19 protein-coding genes and 1 pseudogene are annotated in these 18,238 nt (G+C 72.4%); 16 read left to right on the top strand and 4 right to left on the bottom strand.

Annotated features, from left to right (window positions below; all coding sequences use genetic code 11):
- Positions 1–78: 78 nt before the first annotated feature.
- Together E1262_RS24675 and E1262_RS24670 are read left to right on the top strand one after the other, a co-directional pair.
- On the top strand, positions 79–2,172 hold the full coding sequence (locus E1262_RS24675) for an MMPL family transporter (protein ID WP_132106627.1): 2,094 nt from the start codon (positions 79–81) through the stop codon (positions 2,170–2,172).
- A gap of 22 nt (positions 2,173–2,194) precedes the next feature.
- The gene (locus tag E1262_RS24670; RefSeq protein WP_238993047.1) at positions 2,195–2,797 is read left to right on the top strand and encodes a GNAT family N-acetyltransferase; all 603 of its coding nucleotides are present in this window, start codon (positions 2,195–2,197) and stop codon (positions 2,795–2,797) included.
- A gap of 4 nt (positions 2,798–2,801) precedes the next feature.
- Here E1262_RS24670 and E1262_RS24665 read toward each other — a convergent pair whose 3' ends face one another.
- Positions 2,802–3,578 (bottom strand): tyrosine-protein phosphatase, encoded by a 777-nt coding sequence (locus E1262_RS24665; protein WP_132106623.1) that lies wholly within the window; start codon positions 3,576–3,578, stop codon positions 2,802–2,804.
- A 55-nt stretch (positions 3,579–3,633) separates the two neighbouring features.
- Here E1262_RS24665 and purD point away from each other — a divergent pair, with 55 nt between their 5' ends.
- From purD to E1262_RS24630, 7 genes are all read left to right on the top strand, one after another.
- On the top strand, positions 3,634–4,875 hold the full coding sequence (gene purD, locus E1262_RS24660) for a phosphoribosylamine--glycine ligase (RefSeq protein ID WP_132106621.1): 1,242 nt from the start codon (positions 3,634–3,636) through the stop codon (positions 4,873–4,875).
- Positions 4,872–5,732, top strand: a complete 861-nt coding sequence (folP, locus tag E1262_RS24655) for a dihydropteroate synthase (protein ID WP_203454384.1) — start codon at positions 4,872–4,874, stop codon at positions 5,730–5,732. Before purD ends, folP begins: the two co-directional genes overlap by 4 nt.
- A 23-nt stretch (positions 5,733–5,755) precedes the next feature.
- Positions 5,756–6,118, top strand: coding sequence for a dihydroneopterin aldolase (gene folB / locus E1262_RS24650; protein ID WP_132106619.1), 363 nt, complete (start codon positions 5,756–5,758; stop codon positions 6,116–6,118).
- Positions 6,115–6,681, top strand: a complete 567-nt coding sequence (gene folK, locus E1262_RS24645) for a 2-amino-4-hydroxy-6-hydroxymethyldihydropteridine diphosphokinase (protein ID WP_132106617.1) — start codon at positions 6,115–6,117, stop codon at positions 6,679–6,681. The genes folB and folK overlap by 4 nt, the downstream gene beginning before the upstream one ends.
- Positions 6,682–6,700: 19 nt before the next feature.
- A complete protein-coding gene (locus E1262_RS24640; RefSeq protein WP_162606060.1) occupies positions 6,701–7,174 on the top strand; it encodes a DUF3180 domain-containing protein in 474 nt (157 codons plus the stop codon).
- A gap of 43 nt (positions 7,175–7,217) precedes the next feature.
- Complete coding sequence (locus E1262_RS24635; protein ID WP_132106612.1) at positions 7,218–7,955, top strand: hypothetical protein; 738 nt, start codon at positions 7,218–7,220, stop codon at positions 7,953–7,955.
- Positions 7,956–8,032: 77 nt separating this feature from the next.
- Positions 8,033–8,617 carry a hypothetical protein gene (locus tag E1262_RS24630; protein ID WP_132106609.1) on the top strand — a complete coding sequence of 195 codons (585 nt, stop codon included), beginning with the start codon at positions 8,033–8,035 and terminating at the stop codon, positions 8,615–8,617.
- Positions 8,618–8,747: 130 nt separating this feature from the next.
- Here E1262_RS24630 and E1262_RS24625 read toward each other — a convergent pair whose 3' ends face one another.
- Positions 8,748–9,905, bottom strand: a complete 1,158-nt coding sequence (locus tag E1262_RS24625) for an ABC transporter ATP-binding protein (RefSeq protein WP_132106607.1) — start codon at positions 9,903–9,905, stop codon at positions 8,748–8,750.
- A gap of 24 nt (positions 9,906–9,929) precedes the next feature.
- On the opposite strand from E1262_RS24625, the gene E1262_RS24620 reads away from it, so the two are divergent.
- The 7 genes from E1262_RS24620 to panD all read left to right on the top strand — a co-directional run bounded on the left by E1262_RS24620 (position 9,930) and on the right by panD (position 15,473).
- Complete coding sequence (locus E1262_RS24620) at positions 9,930–10,634, top strand: ABC transporter permease (RefSeq protein WP_132106605.1); 705 nt, start codon at positions 9,930–9,932, stop codon at positions 10,632–10,634.
- Positions 10,631–11,365, top strand: coding sequence for an ABC transporter permease (locus E1262_RS24615; protein WP_203454383.1), 735 nt, complete (start codon positions 10,631–10,633; stop codon positions 11,363–11,365). Before E1262_RS24620 ends, E1262_RS24615 begins: the two co-directional genes overlap by 4 nt.
- An 86-nt stretch (positions 11,366–11,451) precedes the next feature.
- Positions 11,452–12,441: an ABC transporter substrate-binding protein gene (locus E1262_RS24610; protein WP_238993045.1), complete on the top strand. Its 990-nt coding sequence runs from the start codon at positions 11,452–11,454 to the stop codon at positions 12,439–12,441.
- A gap of 62 nt (positions 12,442–12,503) precedes the next feature.
- Positions 12,504–13,070: a DUF1684 domain-containing protein gene (locus E1262_RS24605; RefSeq protein ID WP_203454382.1), complete on the top strand. Its 567-nt coding sequence runs from the start codon at positions 12,504–12,506 to the stop codon at positions 13,068–13,070.
- Between the two features lie 42 nt (positions 13,071–13,112).
- On the top strand, positions 13,113–13,607 hold the full coding sequence (locus tag E1262_RS24600) for a PH domain-containing protein (RefSeq protein ID WP_238993044.1): 495 nt from the start codon (positions 13,113–13,115) through the stop codon (positions 13,605–13,607).
- Positions 13,604–15,049: a PH domain-containing protein gene (locus E1262_RS24595; RefSeq protein ID WP_132106603.1), complete on the top strand. Its 1,446-nt coding sequence runs from the start codon at positions 13,604–13,606 to the stop codon at positions 15,047–15,049. The genes E1262_RS24600 and E1262_RS24595 overlap by 4 nt, the downstream gene beginning before the upstream one ends.
- 4 nt (positions 15,050–15,053) lie before the next feature.
- Positions 15,054–15,473, top strand: coding sequence for an aspartate 1-decarboxylase (gene panD / locus E1262_RS24590; RefSeq protein WP_132106601.1), 420 nt, complete (start codon positions 15,054–15,056; stop codon positions 15,471–15,473).
- Between the two features lie 6 nt (positions 15,474–15,479).
- On the opposite strand, the gene E1262_RS31500 is transcribed toward panD, so the two are convergent.
- Positions 15,480–16,253, bottom strand: a complete 774-nt coding sequence (locus E1262_RS31500) for an NPCBM/NEW2 domain-containing protein (RefSeq protein WP_238993048.1) — start codon at positions 16,251–16,253, stop codon at positions 15,480–15,482.
- A 78-nt stretch (positions 16,254–16,331) separates the two neighbouring features.
- Positions 16,332–18,176, bottom strand: a pseudogene (locus E1262_RS31040) (glycoside hydrolase family 97 protein); the annotation flags it as partial.
- Positions 18,177–18,238 lie beyond the last annotated feature (62 nt).

Here is an 18,238-nt window from a genome sequence, read left to right as displayed (position 1 = left end):
TGATGTTGACACCCACCCACATCGGCTGGCAAGTTGACACCTGTCAAGTTTACGCCCGTCCACATTAGTGAGGGACTCATGCTCGACCATCTCGCGGCCTTCGTCGTACGCCGTGCCCGGGCCGTACTCGCCGTTGCCGCCGTCGTCCTCGTGGCGGCCGGCGTCGTCGGCGCGGGCGCGTTCGGGCAGTTGCAGTCCGAGGGCTTCACCGACCCCGAGGCGGAGTCCGTCGCCGCCGCCGAGCTGATCGACGCGGCCGGCGGCCAGGCCGACCTGGTGCTGCTGGCCACCGTCGGGTCGGGCACCGTCGACGACGCCGCGGCCGCCGGCGCCGTCCTGACCGAGCGGATCGCCGCCGAGCCGGGCGTGGGCGGCGCGCGGTCGTACTGGACCACCAGCATGCCGTCGCTGCGGTCCGAGGACGGGACGCAGGCGCTGGTCCTGGTGACCCTGGAGGATCCGGACGCCGACGCCGCCCCGCTGGTCGACGAGTACAGCGGCGAGCACGACGGCCTGACGGTGGTCGCGGGCGGCCCGGCTGTGGCGCAGGAGGAGGTCGTCGAGCAGGTCGCCGCCGACCTGCTGGTGGCCGAGGCGATCGCCGTCCCGCTCATCCTGGTGCTGCTGGTGTTCGCGTTCGGCAGCGTCGTGGCGGCGCTGCTGCCACTGGCCATCGGCGCGGTAGCGATCGTCGGCACGTTCGCCGAGCTGGCCGTGCTGGCGGCCAACACCGACGTCTCGGTGTTCTCGATCAACCTCACGACGGCGCTCGGCCTGGGCTTGGCGATCGACTACGCGCTGCTGGTGGTCGGCCGGTTCCGCGAGGAGCTGGCGCACGACGGCGACGTCGAGGCCGCCGTCGTGCGGACGGTGCGCACGGCGGGGCGGGCGGTGGTCTTCAGCGGGCTCGCGGTCGCGGCGGCGCTGGCCGCGCTGCTGGTGTTCCCGATGTACTTCCTGCGCTCGTTCGCCTACGCGGGCATCGGTGTCGTGCTGATCTCCGTCGTCGCCGTCCTGACGGTGCTGCCCGCGCTGCTCGCGGTGCTGGGCCGGCGGGTCGACGCCGGGCGGGTGCCGTGGACCCGGGCCGCCCGTAGCGCCGAGGCGCCCTTCTGGGGCCGGCTCGCGGCCGGGGTCATGCGCCGGCCCGGCCTCGCGGTGCTCCCCGTGGTGGGCGTCCTGCTGGTGCTGGCCGCGCCGGTGCTGGGCGTCACGTTCGGCATGCCCGACGACCGTGTGCTGCCGACGTCCGCGGAGAGCCGCCAGGTGGGCGACGCGCTCCGCGACGACTTCCCGGCCGGCGAGGTCAACGCGCTCGACGTGGTGACCACCGGCCCGGTCGACGGCGCCGCACTGACGGCGTACGCGGACCGGCTGGCCGAACTGCCTCACGTGGAGCGGGTCGACACCGGCCTCGGGCCGCCGGAGTCCGGGCCCGAGCTGCTCGCCGTCGTCACCGCCGCCGACCCCACGTCGGGGACGGCCCGCGACCTGGTCCGCGAGGTCCGTGCCGTGCCCCCGCCGGACGGGGTGGACGCGCTGGTCGGCGGCGCGAGCGCGCAGCTGGTCGACTCGCTGGACGCCATCGGCGCCGGGCTGCCGGTGGCCGGTGGGCTGATCGTCGTGACGACGTTCGTGATCCTGTTCCTCTTCACCGGCAGCGTCGTGCAGCCGGTCCGGGCGCTGCTGTCGAACGTGCTGGTGCTGGCCGCGACGTTCGGCGTGCTGGTGACGATCTTCCAGGACGGCGCGCTGTCGTCCGTGCTCGGCTTCACCCCGGCGCCGCTGAACACGGCGATGATCCTGCTGCTGTTCTGCATCGTGTTCGGGCTGTCGATGGACTACGAGGTGTTCGTGATGAGCCGGATCCGCGAGCGGGTCGAGGACGGCGCGAGCATCCACGACGCCACCGTCACCGGGCTGGCCCGCACCGGCCGCATCGTGACGACGGCGGCCGCGCTGCTCGCGGTGTCGTTCTTCGCGTTCGTCACCGGCCAGGTCAGCTTCCTGCAACTGTTCGGGCTGGGCTGCGGGCTGGCCATCCTGCTGGACGCGACGGTGGTCCGCGGCATCCTGGTGCCGGCGTCGATGCGGCTGCTCGGCCGGCACGCCTGGTACGCGCCGCGGCTGCTGCGCAGGCTGCATTCACGGGTGGGGCTCAGCGAGGCGTGACGCGGTCGGCGATGATGGGCTGGTGATCGCCGCCGTGCCGCTGGCCAACCCCTGGATCGAGCTGGAGCCGCTGACGCCGGGTCATCTGGACGAGCTGACCGCCGCCGTTTCCGAGCCGGACGAGCTGTTCCGCTGGGTGGCCACCTGGCGGCCGGGTCCGTCCGGGCTGGCCGAGCCGCTGGAGCGGACGCTGGCGGCGGCCGCGCACGGTGACGTCGCGCCGTGGGCGATCCGCCGCCGCGCCGACGGCCACGTCGTCGGGTCGACGTCCTACCTCGACATCGACGAGGCGAACGGGCGCGTCGAGGTCGGGTCCACCTGGATCGGGCCGGCGTGGTGGCGCACCGAGGTCAACACCGCGACGAAGCTGCTGGTCATCGGGCACGCGTTCGAGACGCTCGGGCTGGAGCGGGTGGCGTTGAAGACCGACCACCTCAACGTCCGGTCGCAGCGCGCCATAGAGCGGCTGGGCGCGGTGCGCGAGGGCGTGATGCGCCACCACATGCGCCGCCCGGACGGCACCTGGCGCGACACCGTCTACTACTCGATCCTCCGCGAGGAGTGGCCCGCGGTGAGGGCCCGCCTCGAAGCCGCGCTCGCCACGCAGCGATCAACGGCGGGATAGGCGATCAGCCGACGAGGCGGGCGCGCAGGGCGTCGGTGTCGTCGGCGATCCAGCCGTGCAGCTGCAGCCAGCCGGCCGGGCCGCCGAACTCGGCGTCGATGAAGTCGAGGAACGTGTGCATCGACTCCGCGCGCGGCAGGTTGGCGTCGTTGGGCCGGCCGTCGAGGTCGGCGGCGTAAGTGGCCGTCGCCTTGAGTCGGCTCATGATGGCGTCGATGCGCTCGCCGGTCTGGACGTAGTCGTCGACGACGGCCTCGCGGTCGACGCCGACGACCGACAGCGCCAGCGCGCAGACCACGCCGGTGCGGTCCTTGCCGGCGGCGCAGTGGACGAGCGTCGCGCCGCCGGACGTCGTCATGGTTCGCAGCGCTGCCACGACGTTGCCCGGCCGGTGGCGCAGGTAGTTCGTGTAGTAGACGCCGGAGTTCACCCAGATGGCGTCGTCGCCGTCCTTGCCGGTCCACGGCAGCACGCTGTCGGCTTCGACGTCGGTGGTGGTGCCGACCTCGGGATAGAGCGACAGGTGGTGGACGGTGACGTCCGGGACGCGGGTCAGCGGACCCGGGCCCTCGGACGTGACCTCGAAGGTCGTGCGCAGGTCGACGACGTCGCGCAGGCCGTGGTCGCCGGTCAGCCGGTCGATGTCGTCGTCGATGAGGTCCTGCAGGTTGTCGGAGCGCAGCACCTGGCCGAACCGGGTGACGCCGCCGTCGGTGGTGGGCAGCCCGCCGAGGTCGCGGACGTTGACCGCGCCGACGAGGTCGATCCATCGTTCGCTCATCGCCGTCCACCGTAGTGGATGGTGTCGCGACCCTGTCCCGATAGGGTCGGCATCCGTGAAGGTACTCGTCATCGGTTCCGGCGCCCGCGAGCACGCGCTGGTGCGCTGTCTGCTGCGCGACCCCGAGGTCTCCGAGGTGCACGCCGCGCCGGGCAACGCCGGCATCGCCGCGGACGTCGCCGTCCACTCCGTCGTCGCCGACCAGCCCGAGGCCGTGGCCGACCTGGCCGCCCGGCTCGGCGCCGACCTCGTCGTGGTCGGTCCGGAGGGTCCGCTGGTCGCGGGGGTCACCGACGCCGTCAAGGCGCGCGGCATCGCCTGCTTCGGGCCGTCCGGGCGGGCGGCCAAGCTGGAGGGGTCGAAGGCCTTCGCCAAGGACGTCATGGCCGCGGCGGGGGTTCCGACGGCCATGGCCGTGGTCTGCGAGAGCCGCGCCCAGGCCGAGGACGCGCTGGACCGCTTCGGCGCGCCGTACGTCGTCAAGGACGACGGGCTGGCCGCCGGCAAGGGCGTCGTCGTCACCGACGACCGCGCGGCCGCCCTGGCCCACGCGGAGGCCTGCGGGCGCGTCGTCATCGAGGAGTACCTCGACGGTCCGGAGGTGTCGCTGTTCTGCGTGACGGACGGCCGGGTGGCGGTTCCGCTCACGCCGGCGCAGGACTTCAAGCGCGCGTACGACGGAGACGAAGGCCCCAACACCGGCGGCATGGGCGCCTACACGCCGCTGCCGTGGGCGCCCGCGGGCCTGGTCGACGACGTCATGGCCCGCGTCGTCCAGCCGACCATCGACGAGATGCTACGCCGTGGCATCCCGTTCGCCGGGCTCCTGTATGCCGGGCTCGCGCTGACCTCCCGCGGCGTGCGGGTGGTCGAGTTCAACGCACGGTTCGGCGATCCCGAGACGCAGGCGGTGCTGGCCCGGCTGCGGTCCGGGCTCGGCGGGCTGCTGCGGGCCGCGGCGACGGGCACGCTCGCGCAGCACCCGGAGCCGGTGTGGCAGGACGGCGCCGCCGTCACCGTGGTCGTCGCCGCGCACGGCTACCCGGCGTCGCCGCGCACCGGCGACCCCATCGGCGGGCTGGCCGAAGCCGCTGCCGTCAAGGGCGTCGAGGTGCTGCACGCCGGCACCCGGCTGAGCCCTGAGGGCACCGTCGTGTCCAGCGGCGGGCGGGTGCTGTCGGTCACCGCGGCCGGCGAGGACATCGACGAGGCGCGGTCCCGTGCGTACGAGGCGGTCGGGCACATCACGCTCGACGGCAGCCACTACCGCACCGACATCGCGCTGCAGCGCCGATGATCACCGGCCGGCCGTTGCGCTACGTGGCGGAGCTCCCGCAGCCGCCGCGCACGCTGGTCATGGGCGTGGTGAACGTGACGCCCGACTCCTTCTCCGACGGCGGCTTCTGGTTCGAGCCCGGCGACGCGATCGAGCACGGGCTGCAGCTGATGCAGCAGGGCGCCGACCTCGTCGACGTCGGCGGCGAGTCCACCCGCCCCGGCGCGCAGCGGCCGTCCCCCGACGAGGAACGGCGCCGGGTGCTGCCGGTTATCCGCGAGCTGGCCGCCGCGGGCGCCGTCGTCTCCGTCGACACCATGCGGGCCGAGGTCGCCGCGCCCGCTCTGGATGCGGGCGCGCGGCTGGTCAACGACGTGTCCGGCGGGCTGGCCGACCCCGCCATGCTGCGGGTCGTCGCCGACGCGGGCGTGCCGGTCGTGCTGATGCACTGGCGCGGGCACTCCGAACACATGCAGGAGCAGGCGGTCTACGGCGACGTCGTCGCCGACGTCCTCGCGGAGCTGCGGCCGCGGGTCGACGCCGCCCTGGCCGCCGGGGTGCGGCCCGAGCACATCGCCGTCGACCCGGGGCTCGGTTTCGCCAAGACCTGGGATCACAACTGGACGCTGCTGTCGCGGCTGGCCGAGCTGCACGCCCTGGAGCTGCCGCTGCTCGTCGCGGCGTCACGGAAGACATTCCTGGGCGAGCTGCTGGCCGACCCGGAGACCGGCGAACGACGCCCGCCGGCCGGCCGCGACGCCGCCACAGACACGCTGTCGGCGATCGGTGCGCTGGCCGGCGCCTGGTGCGTCCGGGTGCACACCGTCCCCGCGACGCTGGACGCGGTCCGGGTGGCAGCCCGGCTGGCGCAGGGGTGAGGGCGGGCGGCTAGGGTCGTGGGGTGCCTGACCGCATCGAGCTGCGCGGCCTGACCGCGCGCGGACGCCACGGCTGGTTCCCCCACGAACGGGAGAACGGCCAGCTGTTCCGCGTCGACGTCGCGCTGAGCGTCGACACCCGTGCGGCGGCTGAGAGCGACGACCTGACCGACACCGTGGACTATGGCAGTCTTGCGGAGCGGGTGGTCGGCCTCGTCTCGGGGGAGCCGGTCCGACTGGTCGAGACGCTCGCCCAGCGCATCGCAGACCTCTGCCTGGACGATCCCAGGGTGGAGGCGGCGGAAGTGACCGTGCACAAGCCGGAGGCGCCGATGACGGTGCCATTCGACGACGTGACCGTGACGATTCGAAGGGCCCGAACGTGACCAATGTCCCCAACCCCAACGTCGTCGACGCCGACACCCTGACCGGTGACCTGCGTCCGCTGCGGCGCACGGCGTTCGCGCTCGGCAGCAACCTCGGCGACCGCATCGAGTTCCTGCAGGCGGCCGTCGACACCCTCACCGACTCGTCCGAGATCGTGCCGGTGGCGGTGTCGCCGGTGTACGAGTCCGAGCCGGTGGACGCCCCCGAGGGGTCGCCGAAGTTCTACAACGCCGTCCTGGTCGTCGACACCACGCTGTCGCCGCGCTCGCTGATGGAGCGGGCCCAGTCCACCGAGTCGGCGTACGGCCGCACCCGCGACGTCCCGAACGCCCCTCGCACCCTCGACATCGACGTGCTCGCCGTCGGCGACGTCACCTCCGACGACGACGATCTCCGCGTCCCGCACCCGCGGCTGGCCGAGCGGGCGTTCGTGCTCATCCCGTGGGCCGACGTCGACCCCGACTTCTCCGTGCCTGGCCTGGGCCGCGTGGTCGAGCTCAGCTCCGCCGTCGACGCCACCGGCGTGCGCCGGCTGGACGAGACCCTCGAGATCCCGGCCTGACGCCCGAGTCACGGCAGCCGTGCAGCGGACGAGGATCGGCTCGCTGATCTGGGTCGCCCTGGTGGCGGTCCCGATCGGCTGGTCGATCGGCCGGGTGGTCGACGCCATGTCGGGCGCACTCCCGCCGATCCCGTGGGTGCTGCCGTTGCTCCTGCTCTTCCTCGCCATCGGCATGTTCGCCGGGGCCCGGGCGGTGCGCGGCTGGATCACCGAGCGGCGCTTCGACCGCCGCATCGACGCACTCCGGGTGGCCCGCTCGGTCGCCCTCGCCAAGGCGTCGGCGTACTTCGGCGCTTTGCTGGTCGGCGTCTACGCCGGGCTCGGGCTGTTGGCCCTCGGGCTGCTCGACTCGCCGATGGGCCGCAATCGCGCCGTCCTCTCCGCCATCGTCGTCGCGGCCGCGGTGGTTCTGACGGTCGCCGCCGTCCGCCTCGAGCGCGCCGGCGAGGTCCCGCCCCCGCCCGACGACGAGAACGGCGCCAGCCCGGCCTGAAACCCGCGTGACACCCGGGCGTCGCGTCCCGGATCATCCCCGTATGAGCGACCAGCCGGAGCTGCCATCCAGCGGTGGGGCCCGTGCGCCCGAGCCGAACCGGGTCCGGTTCGAGGTGGCTGCGCTGACGACCGACCACCCGCGCGGCTTCCAGGTGCTCGTGTTCGTCGACGACGTGGAGATCACCGCGCTCGGCGCGGGGCTCGGCATGGATCCGTACGACCTGCTCGTGCCGCGCAACCGGCTGGTCGCGACCGGCGAGCCGCGACGGGTCCCGATCGCCCGCTGCACGTGCGGCGTGTACGGCTGTGGCGAGACGGATGTGCTGATCGTGCGCGACGGCGACCGTGTGCGCTGGGAGTGGCTGAAGCAGAAGCCGATGGAGCACGGCGTCACGTTCCCTGCCGACGACTACGACGCCGAGGTCGAGCGGCTCGGCAACGATGTCGGCTGGGAGACGCCGGAGCGTACGGCCGGCCGGCTGGTGCTGCGGGACCTCGACGGCGACCTCGACCGGCTGCGATCCCTCGGCATGGAGCCGCAGTGGGCCGCCGACGACCACCCGCGCTGGTTCCGGGTGGCGTTCCGGATCGCCGAGGACTACCAGGTGTTCGTCCGGTTCCCGTGGAAGGACCGGACGCCGCAGCAGCTCGCCGCCGTCGTGTCCAGGACCCTCGCGCGGAAGCCGCAGCGATGGCCCGCGACCTGGCACGCGATCCGTCCGGAACTCACCGGGCCGCCGTCCGTCGCCGGCCGGAGGTGGCGACCGGAACGCTGGTGATCGCGGGGCGGAAGTTCCCGGTGTGGCGCGGCGTGTGAAGTCCGATTCGCGCCTTCCTAGAAGGTACGGTGACGCCCATGGCCTCCGTCCGTCACCGCCGTCGTCTCACTGCTGTCCGTCTGCTCGCCGTCGCCGCGCCCGCGGCGGCGATCGCGCTGACGGTCGCCGCCCTCGTCCTCGACGGGCCGTGGCCGCGCATCGCGGCCGCCGTGGGCGCCGTCGCGGCGGGGGTCCTGGGGGCGTTCGTGCTCCGGCTCGAGCGCCGGCTGCGGATCGAGGTGGCCACGGTCCGCGCCGAGCAGGCGGCCGAGTACTCCGAGGCGCACGCCCGCTACTCCGAGGAGCACCGCGAGTTCACCGACCACATGGTCGGCCTGCTCGACGTCGCGTCCGAGCGCATCGACGTCATGCGGTCGCGGCTGGACCTGCTGGAGGCCGAGATCGCAGCCGCCCGCAGCGCCCGCCCGGGTGCGTCCACCCCGAGCGTCGAGCTGGCCCGGCTGGCCGAGGGCGCGGAGTGGAACGACCTGTGGCCCGATCTCTCCGAGGCCCCGACGGTGGTCGACCTCATCAAGTGGGAGGACAAGAACACCGAGCTGCTGCCCGAGGCCGACCGCAAGAAGAACGCCGCCCCGGTGGAGCGCGAGGAGCGCAGCGCCTGATCCCGCCGTTGCCTGAGTCACGTCTTGGGAGTGAGTCACGTTGGTGGACCGGATTCGGCGGTTTCGCGCGACGCAGACCCAGGACGCGACCTAGACCCAAGATGATGAGTTGCCCGGTGACCCCGGAGCGTCAGGCGTTCTGCACCGTCTCGAGCACGACCTCGGCCCGGGCAACGTCGTTCGCCTCGGCCTCCACCGACCGCCGCAGCGCCGTGTGCAGCGTCGCTGGTGTCAGCACGCCCAGGTAGTGGTCGTCGTCGTCCAGGACGGCGATCCAGCCCGCGTTCCACTGCAGCATCTCCGCGAACGCCACCTTGAGGGTGTCGTCGACCCGCACCCACGCCTCCATGCGCCGCGCGTGGTCGCGGACCTTCCCGGCGCCGATGGGCATGTCGCGGCCGACCCAGCCGGCCAGGCCGCCGTCGCCGTCGAGCACGACGGCCCATCGCTGCTGGTCGCCCAGCGCGGCACCGGCCGCGGCGAGGTCGTCGTCGACGCGGACCACCGGAGGGTGCTCGAGGTCGGCCGGCGTGATGGCGGTGACGGAGAGCCGCTTGAGTCCGCGGTCGGCGCCCACGAAGTCGGCCACGAACTCCGTCGCCGGTGCGCCGAGGATGGCCGCCGGCGTGTCGAACTGCTCCAGCAGGCCGCCCTGCTTGAACACGGCGATACGGTCGCCCAGCCGGACCGCCTCCTCGATGTCGTGTGTGACGAACAGGATGGTCTTGCGGACGTCGTCCTGCAGCCGCAGGAACTCGTCCTGCAGCTGCGACCGGACCACGGGGTCGACGGCGCTGAACGGCTCGTCCATGAGCAGGACGGGCGGGTCGACGGCGAGCGCGCGGGCCACGCCGACCCGCTGCCGCTGGCCGCCGGAGAGCTCGTGCGGGTACCGCCGGCCGTGCACCGCGGGGTCGAGGCCGACGAGCTCCATCAGCTCGCGCGCCCGCTCGTGCCGGCGCTTGCGCGGCCAGCCGACCAGTTCGGGGACGACGGCGATGTTCTCCTCGATGGTGCGGTGCGGGAACAGCCCGACGTTCTGGATGACGTAGCCGATGCCGCGGCGCAGGGCGACGGGGTCGGCGTCGGTGACGTCGACGCCGTCGACGACGATGCGGCCGCGGGTCGGCTCGACTAGACGGTTGACCATCTTCATGGTGGTGGTCTTGCCGCAGCCCGACGGCCCGACCAGCACCACCAGTTCGCCGCGCCGCACCTCGAGGCTCAGCTCCTGCACCGCGACGGTGCCGTCGGGGTATCTCTTGGACACGCGGTCGAGACGAATCATCGGTTCTTCGGTAGCGTCAACGGAATGGCGCTTTCCGGGCCCGTTCATACCGCAACCCTGACCGACAACTGCCTCGTTCGCAACGACTGGGTGTGTGGCGAGTACATCAGAACCCGGCAGGACGAGATCGTCGAAGCCCTGATCCAGCACGTCACCATCACCGCGATCTCTGTAGTCATCGGCTTCGCGGTCGCGTTGGTCCTCGCCGTGGCGGCCCGGCGCTGGGGGTGGCTGCGCGGCACGATCCTCGGTACGTCGACCGCGCTCTACACCATCCCGTCGCTGGCGCTGTTCTCGCTGCTGTTCCCGTTCACCGGCATATCGGCGACGACTGTGATCATCGGACTGGTGCTGTACTCGCTGACCATCCTCGTGCGCGGCATCCTGACCGGGCTGGACGCCGTGCCGGCCGACGTCCGCGAGTCGGCGGTCGGGATGGGCTATGACGGCTTCCGGCTGCTGCGCAATGTCGAGCTGCCGCTGGCCATGCCGGCCATCTTCGCCTCGCTGCGGGTGGCGACAGTGTCGACCATCGCGCTGACGACCGTCGGCATGATCGTCAACCACGGCGGACTGGGAAATCTCATCAACCGAGGCCAGAGCAGCAACTTCCACGCCGAAGTGCTCACGGCGTCGGTGCTCTGCGTGGTGCTGGCGCTGATCGCCGACGCGTTGCTGCTCGGCCTGCAACGCTGGCTCACGCCCTGGCGACGGGCGGTGAGCTCGTGAACGGGCTGCTGGATGGGCTCGGCTGGCTCTTCGACGGAGCGAACTGGGGCGGCCCGGCGGGGATCGGCACCCGGCTGGTGGAGCACCTGTGGCTCACCGGCCTGTCCATGCTCATCGCCTGCGCCATCGCGCTGCCGATCGGGCTCTGGCTCGGGCACCTCGGCCGCGGCGGCACGCTGGCCATCAACATCAGCAACGTCGGCCGGGCGGTGCCGACCTTCGCCATCCTTGCGCTGCTCTACATGACGCCGCTCGGGCTGTCGGTCTGGACCACCATCATCGCGCTGGTGTTGTTTGCGATACCGCCCATCCTGACCAACGCCTACGTAGGCATGCGCGAGGTCGATCCCGACGCCGTCGAGGCCGCCCGCGGCATGGGCATGAGCGGAGGTCAGCTGCTGCGCGGCATCGAGCTGCCGCTGGCCGTCCCGTTGGTGATGGGCGGAGTCCGGCTCGCCACGGTGCAGGTGCTGGCCACCGCGACGCTGGCAGCCGTCATCTCCGGGCCCGGCCTGGGCCGCATCATCACCAGCGGCTTCGGCCGGCAGGATCTCGCCCAGGTCGTGGGTGGTGCGATCATCGTCGGCGTGCTGGCACTGGTCGTCGAGGGCCTGATGGCGCTGCTGCAGCGGGCTGTGGACCCGATGCGCCGAGCTCGGCGCGCGCCGCCGACTCGCGAGCGCGACAGGGGAATGCCTGTCATGCCGGACGAGGTTGTCAGTGGCGCGTAGTTGACTTGCCATGCGGGCGCTGTTCGGGTGCTCGCCGGACACGCGTGGCGGTGAGAGGCCGCCACGGGACACAGAAGGTGACACCGGTGAATCTCAAGTCCACGACCATGCGGAGACGGCTGGCGACAGTAGCGACGGCGGCCGGCCTGGCCCTGTCGCTCGCAGCGTGCGGAGGCGACGACGACCCGTTCGAGGAGGGCGAGGGCGATGGCGACTCGACAGCCACAGAGGGCGGCGGTGAGCTGACCGTCGGCGGAGCCAACTTCACCGAAATGCTGATCATGCAGGAGATGTACGCGGCGCTGCTGGAGGACGCCGGGTACACCGTCGACATCCAGTCCGTCGACGCTCGCGAGATCTACGAGCCGGCGCTGGAGAGCGGCGAGATCGACGTCGTCCCGGAGTACCTCGCCACGTTCGCGGAGTTCCTCAACGGCGCGATCAACGGTCCTGACGCACCCACGAACTCGCCGATCGCCACGTCGGACGCGCAAGAGACCGTCGACGCCGCGCGGCCGCTGGCCGAGGAGCGCGGGCTGACCATCCTCGACCCCGCCGAGGCGGCCAGCCAGAACGCGTTCGCCGTCACCACGGAGTTCGCGGAGCAGAACGACCTCACCACGCTGTCCGACCTCGGGGCGCTCGGTCAGCCCATTACGCTGGCCGCGGTCGAGGAGTGCCCCGAACGACCGTTCTGCGAGCCGGGCCTGGAGTCGGTGTACGGCCTCGACATCGTCGATCCGCCGCTGGCCACCGGGTTCAGCACCAGCGAGACCAAGCAGGCGGTCCAGCGCGGCGACGCGCAGCTCGGTCTGGTCGGCACCACCGACGGCACGCTCGATCAGTTCGACCTGATCGCGCTCGAGGACGACCAGGGCCTGCAGGCCGCCGACAACCTCGTGCCGGTGGTGAACACCGAGTCCGCCGGCGACCCCGCCATCGCCGACGTGCTCAATCAGCTGGCCGGCGTGCTCACCACCGACGACCTCGCCATGCTGAACGCCCAGGTCGACGCCGAGCGTCAGCAGGCGCCCGATGTCGCGCGGGCCTACCTCGAGGACAAGGGGCTGCTCTGACCGCGATCAGCGCGCTCGACGTCCTCGACTGGCGGCGCCGGGTCCACGCGCTCTACGCCCGGGTGCGGGCCGAGAGCGAGTCCGACCCGGCGGGGGCCCACGAGCTGTGGGCCGCCGGCCGGGACGAGCTGGTCCGCACGCACCCCGCGTCGCCGGTCCCGCCCGAGCGGCGGGCCGGCTTCGCGGGGCTGCGGCACGTCCCGTACGACCCGAGCCTGCGGTTCGTGCTGGCGGTCGACCCGGACGTCCAGCGGCAGCGGCTCGAGGTGCCCACCGCCACCGACGGCGTCGTGCCGTTCGAACTGGCCGGCCGGCTGCACCTGCCGATCGGCGACCTCGACGTCTGGTGGCTCGACTCCTACGGCGGCGGGATCTTCGTGCCGGTCAAGGACGCCGCGGCGGGCCGGGCGACGTACGGCGGCGGGCGCTACCTGCTCGACACCGTCAAGGGTGCCGACCTCGGCGGTTCTGTCGACGACGGGCTCGTGGTCGACCTCAACTTCGCCTACAACCCGTCCTGCGCCTACGACCCCGCCTGGACCTGCCCGCTCGCGCCGCCCGGCAACACTCTGGGTGTCGAGGTGGCGGCGGGCGAGCTGGTCCCGCCGGCCGGCGCCGTCACACGCTGAGCCGCGGCGCCCATCGGCAGCCAGCGAGGTAGCCTCGTCGCCGTGGACCAGGACCAGCTCTTCTCGCCGCCCGGCGAGGCGTGGCAGCAGGTGTCGCGCAAGCTCGTCGATCTGCGCCGGCTGGTGCTGCTGGTCTCGGTGATCCTCGGCACAGCCGTCGTCGCGGTCGTGCTCGGGCTGATCGTCGGGCTGCCGGCCGTCGTCGCCGTCGTCGGCGCCGGGCTGGTCGCGCTGGGGTGGGGCCTGTGGCTGATCCCGCGCAACTGGCGGGCCTGGGGGTACGCAGAGCGGCTGGACGACCTGCTTGTCACCCGCGGCGTCATGTACCGGCGGCTGACGGTGGTGCCGTACGGTCGCATGCAGTTCGTCGACGTCGCGTCCGGGCCGCTGGAGCGGCGGTACGGACTTGCCACGGTCCAGCTACACACTGCCTCGCCCGCCACCGACGCGAAGATCCCCGGCCTGCCGGCCGCCGAGGCCGCGCGCCTGCGCGACCGGCTGTCGGCACTGGGCGAGGCCCAGGCGGCCGGTCTGTGACCACCACGCCGGGCAGCGAGGCCGACGGGGCCAAGCCCGGCCGGGTCGACCCGACGCCGGAGCACTTCCGCCGGCTGCATCCGCTGACGCCGCTGCTTCGGGGCTGGGGCTTCCTCGCCCTCGCGATCGGCATCGGCGGGCAGGACGCGCTGCGCTCCGGCGAGATGGGCCGGTTCGGCCTCACCGCGCTGGCGTTCGCCGTCGTCGGCATGATCGCCGGGCTGCTGTCGTGGTGGTTCACTCGCTATGGCTTCGACGGCGACGCGCTGCGGATCGACTCCGGCATGCTGAACCGCCGGTCGCGCCGGGTGCGGCTGGACCGCCTGCAGGCCGTCGACATCAACCGCCCGCTGGCGGGCCGGCTGCTCGGCGTCTCCGAGCTGCGGCTGGAGGTGGCCGGCGGCGGCAAGGCCGAGGCGCCACTGCAGTACCTCGCCGTCGACGATGCGGTAAGGCTGCGGGCCGAGCTGCTGGCCCGGGCCGCCGGCATCGACGCCGACACGCCGGAGGCGCCGGAGCGGGTGGTGCACGAGGTCCCGCTGGACCGGCTGGTGTGGTCGACGGTGCTGTCGGGCGCGTTCGTCACCGGTGTGGTGTTCATCGTCGGCATCGGCGTGGCGCTCCTGTTCTTTCGCGACAGCGAGGTGACCGTCGGCCTGCTGTCGTCGATGCTGCCGGGCGTCATCGCCATCGGTGCCGCGCTCTGGGCGCAGCTGGGCCGCAACTTCGCGTTCGTCCTGGCCGAGTCGCCCGACGGCTACCGCATCCGCAAGGGCCTGCTCGACACCCAGCACCAGACCGTCCCGCCCGGCCGGGTGCAGGGAGTAGCCATGCGCCAGCCGTTGTTGTGGAGGGGGAAGGGCTGGGTGCGGCTGGACGTCGACGTCGCCGGTTACAGCGGTGAGTCGTCCGACGACAGTCAGCGGACGTCCACGCTGCTCCCAGTGGCGACGTACGAGGAGGCGGCCGAGGTGTTGCGGCAAGTCTTGCCGGGTTCCGACCCGCTGTCGGTGCCGCTGACGCATGCACCGCGGCCGGCCCGCTGGCTGCGTCCGATCGGCTGGAAGAAGCTGGCCTACGGCGTCGACGACCACGTCGTGGTCGTGCGCGAAGGCGTGCTGTACCGCAACCTCACCACCGTGCCGCACGCGAAGACGCAGAGTGTGCGCATCGTGCAGGGCCCGCTGCAGCGCCGTCTCGGACTGGCGTCGGTGCACGTCGACACCACACCCGGACCGGTCGACGCGGTCATCGCGCACCGGCTGCCCGCCGAGGCCCGCGCCATCGCCGAAGAGCAGGCCGAACGGGCTCGGCTGGCACGCAAGACCGATGTTCCAGAACAATGGATGGCGAGGTACCGGCAGCAGTCGGCACCCCGACCCGACGGCCACGCCGACGGTGACAGCCACCCGGCCGCATCGAGCGAGCGAGACCAGGAGTGAACGCGTGTTCCGCACCATGATGAAGGGCAAGATCCACCGCGCCACCGTGACGCAGGCCGACCTGCACTACGTGGGATCGGTCACGGTCGACGAGGACCTCCTCGACGCCGCCGACCTGCTGCCCGGTGAACAGGTCGACATCGTCGACATCACCAACGGCGCCCGGCTCACCACGTACGCCATTCCCGGTCCGCGGGGGTCCGGCGTCATCGGCATCAACGGCGCCGCCGCCCGGCTCGTGCAGCCCGGCGACCTCGTCATCCTCATCAGCTACGGCCTGGTCGACGACGCCGAGGCGCGCCGGTTCCAGCCGCGGGTGGTGCACGTCGACGCCGCCAACCGGATCGTCGCGACCGGCGCCGACCCCGCAGAGCCGGTGCCCGGCGACCCCGCTCAGGTACGCGGCGACGTCCTCGCGCACTGACGTCGGTCATCGGCAGCTGACCGTGGCGTCGGCCCAGTCCGCGTGGTCGAAGTTGATGCCGTCGCCTCCGTCGCCGACGTCCAGCGTCAGCAGCTCGACGTCGCTGACATCCACGTCGAGTGCAGTGGCGCCAGCACTACCCGTGACCACGCCCGTATCGGCCAGCGATCTGCCGTCCCCGCGGACGTGGAACGTGACCGAGCCCTGGTTGCCCACCTCGTCGTCGACGCCGACCTGCGCGGTGAACCGGTCGCAGGCGCCGCCGAGGTAAACGGTGACGGTGGACACGGCGTGGACGCCGAGGCCGGTCGCGTACTGTGTACCGCCGATTGTCAGCGGTGCGCCGTCGCCCGCGCCGGCCTCGCCGTTGGAAGCGTCCCGCTCCACTGGGCCCCAGCCGTTCGCATCGGCAATGAACTGCAGGCCGCTGACCGCCACGTCACCGCTGGGTGCGGCCGGCGGGACCAGCGCGCGAACCGCCTGCTCGACATGGACGCGCTGCCGGGTCGCGAGCGGCGCCGGATCGAACTCGACGACAACCGGCAGGTCGACGAAGCCGGTCGCCACGTCGGCCGGCGCGATGAACGTCCAGGTCCCGGTCAAACGCTCACCCGTGGCCAGCTGAGCCCGCCGCACCACGGAACCGTCGGCCTGCCAGCCGGCGGGCGGCACCGCCGACATCGTCACGCGGCGCACCGGGTCACCCTCGTCGAGCGTGAACGTGGCGGACACCGTGACCGACCCGCCCGGCTGCACCACCGTGTCTGCAGGCTCGATCATCAGCGTGCTGGGGGGCACGGTGTGCACGGGCTCGTCGCAGGTGGTCCGCGCATCCATGGCCCGGCACAGCACGGCCGCGAACCCGCCGTTGTCGATCACCGGGACCTCGAACGTCTCGCCGGCCGCCAGTGTCGTCGCCGTGCGGACCAGACCACCGACGCCGTCGTCGGTGACGGTCTCGACCAGCCAGCGCCCGCCCCGGACGAAGTCAAGCGGCACCTGGAGCTCGCGGGCCGCGCCTCCGACGATGCCGCCGACGAACCACCGCTCGCCCGAGCGCCGGGCGATGACGGCCTCCTCGCCGGGAGCGCCGGCGACCAGGGCAGTCTCATCCCAGGCCGTCGGCACCTGGTCGAGGTAGCGTTCGGCCTCCGGGCGGGTGGCGAAGACCTCGGGCATGTCGGCCAGGTGCAGCAGCCCGGTCTCGAACACCACCGACAGCGCCAGCTCGTGCCCGTCCGACGTCGACCGGGAGGTCTGGCCGAACGTGACCGGCGTGTAATCCATGGAACCGACGACGTTGCGGGTGAACGGCAGCATGGTGTTGTACGCAGGCGTCACCCGCGGGTCGCCGGGGAACGAGTAGTACTCCGCGCCGCGTACGGCCTCGTAGGACATCAGGTGCGGCCAGGTCCGCTGCATCCCCTTCGGGATGGTCGAGCCGTGGAAGTTGACCAGCAACCGATGCTCGGCGGTCTCGCGCAGGACCTGCTCGTACTAGGCGTGCCGGGCGGTGCTCTCGCCGTGGGTGGGCGCGCCGGTGTTCATGAAGTCGAGCTTCACGCCTTTCACGCCCCACGAGACGATACGGGAGAACTCGGCGTCCATCTCCGCCTGCGTGTCGACGTCGGTCCAGCGGTACCACAGCAGGATGTCGACGCCTTTGGCGCGGGCGTAGCGGACCAGCTCCGGCACCCACTCGTCGCTCCAACCCTCGTCCACCAGCGTGTAAGGCCAGCCGTGTTCGGCGGCGTAGTCGACGTAGTCCTTCTGCCGCTCGAAGTCTCGAGGGCTGGAGTGTTCGGGCAGCCACGACCAGGCGACCCGGCCGGGGCGGATCCAGGACGTGTCGTCGATGCGCGCCGGCGGCGCCAGGTCGTCGACCAGCGTCGACTCGGTGACGGTGGCGAGGTCTCCGACGACGGCGGTCCGCCACGGCGTCGTCAACCCGCCCTCGGCGACGACCTGCGCCTCGACCAGGTCGACGTGGAACCGGCCGGTGCCGGCATCGTGCTCCAGGAAGGCGCCCGGGTACGACGGCATCAGCCCGGACTCGGTGAGCAGGACATGGGTGTCGCCGACCGCGAACAGCGCCGGATGACCGTACGCGCCGGAGGCGGCCGAGCCCACCGTTGTCGCCACCCGGGGCTCCTCGTACCAGGACGTGTACGGCAGCAGCCACGCCGGTGAGCCGGCCGGAAGCTGCCAGCTGGAGATCTCGCCGGTGACGATGGTGGTGCCGGGCCGGTCGGCCAGCTCGTATCGGTAGGCGACGCCGTCGGGAGCGACCCGCACGACGAGGCCCAGCTCGAAGCCGTCGCCGTTGGCGAAGGTCAGCGTGGCCTCCCGCATCACGGTGTGCCGTGCGGTCTCCTTGCCGGTCGTCGTGGTGTAGCTCTCGGCGACGGTGCGCTCGGCGTGGTTTACGAGCTCCAGCCCGGTGGACAGGTCGGCACCGTCGGTGACCAGCCCGATGGGAGACGGCGGAAGCACGACCCGGTCGCCGGCGCTGACGCTCAACGTTGGGGTGCCGTTCTGGTCCAGGGCCACCTGCGCCGCCAACGGGTCGACGCCCGCGGAGGGCGGCGCGGCCACGGTCCACGAGTCCGCGGCCGGCGGTTGGGCGGCGGCCGGGCCGGCGAGCGGTGCGACGCAGAGGAGGGACGCCGCGACGGCTGTGCTGATGCGAGACGGTCCGTTCATGAGACGCGCCTTTCAACTCGAAGTTGACGACTTTGTCACGAAATCGAGCAAAGTGACCGTAT

This window comes from Jiangella aurantiaca (genome assembly GCF_004349105.1).
In the GTDB taxonomy this organism is placed as follows: Bacteria; Actinomycetota; Actinomycetes; order Jiangellales; family Jiangellaceae; genus Jiangella; species Jiangella aurantiaca.
This window is presented reverse-complemented; position numbering and strand designations above follow the sequence as displayed.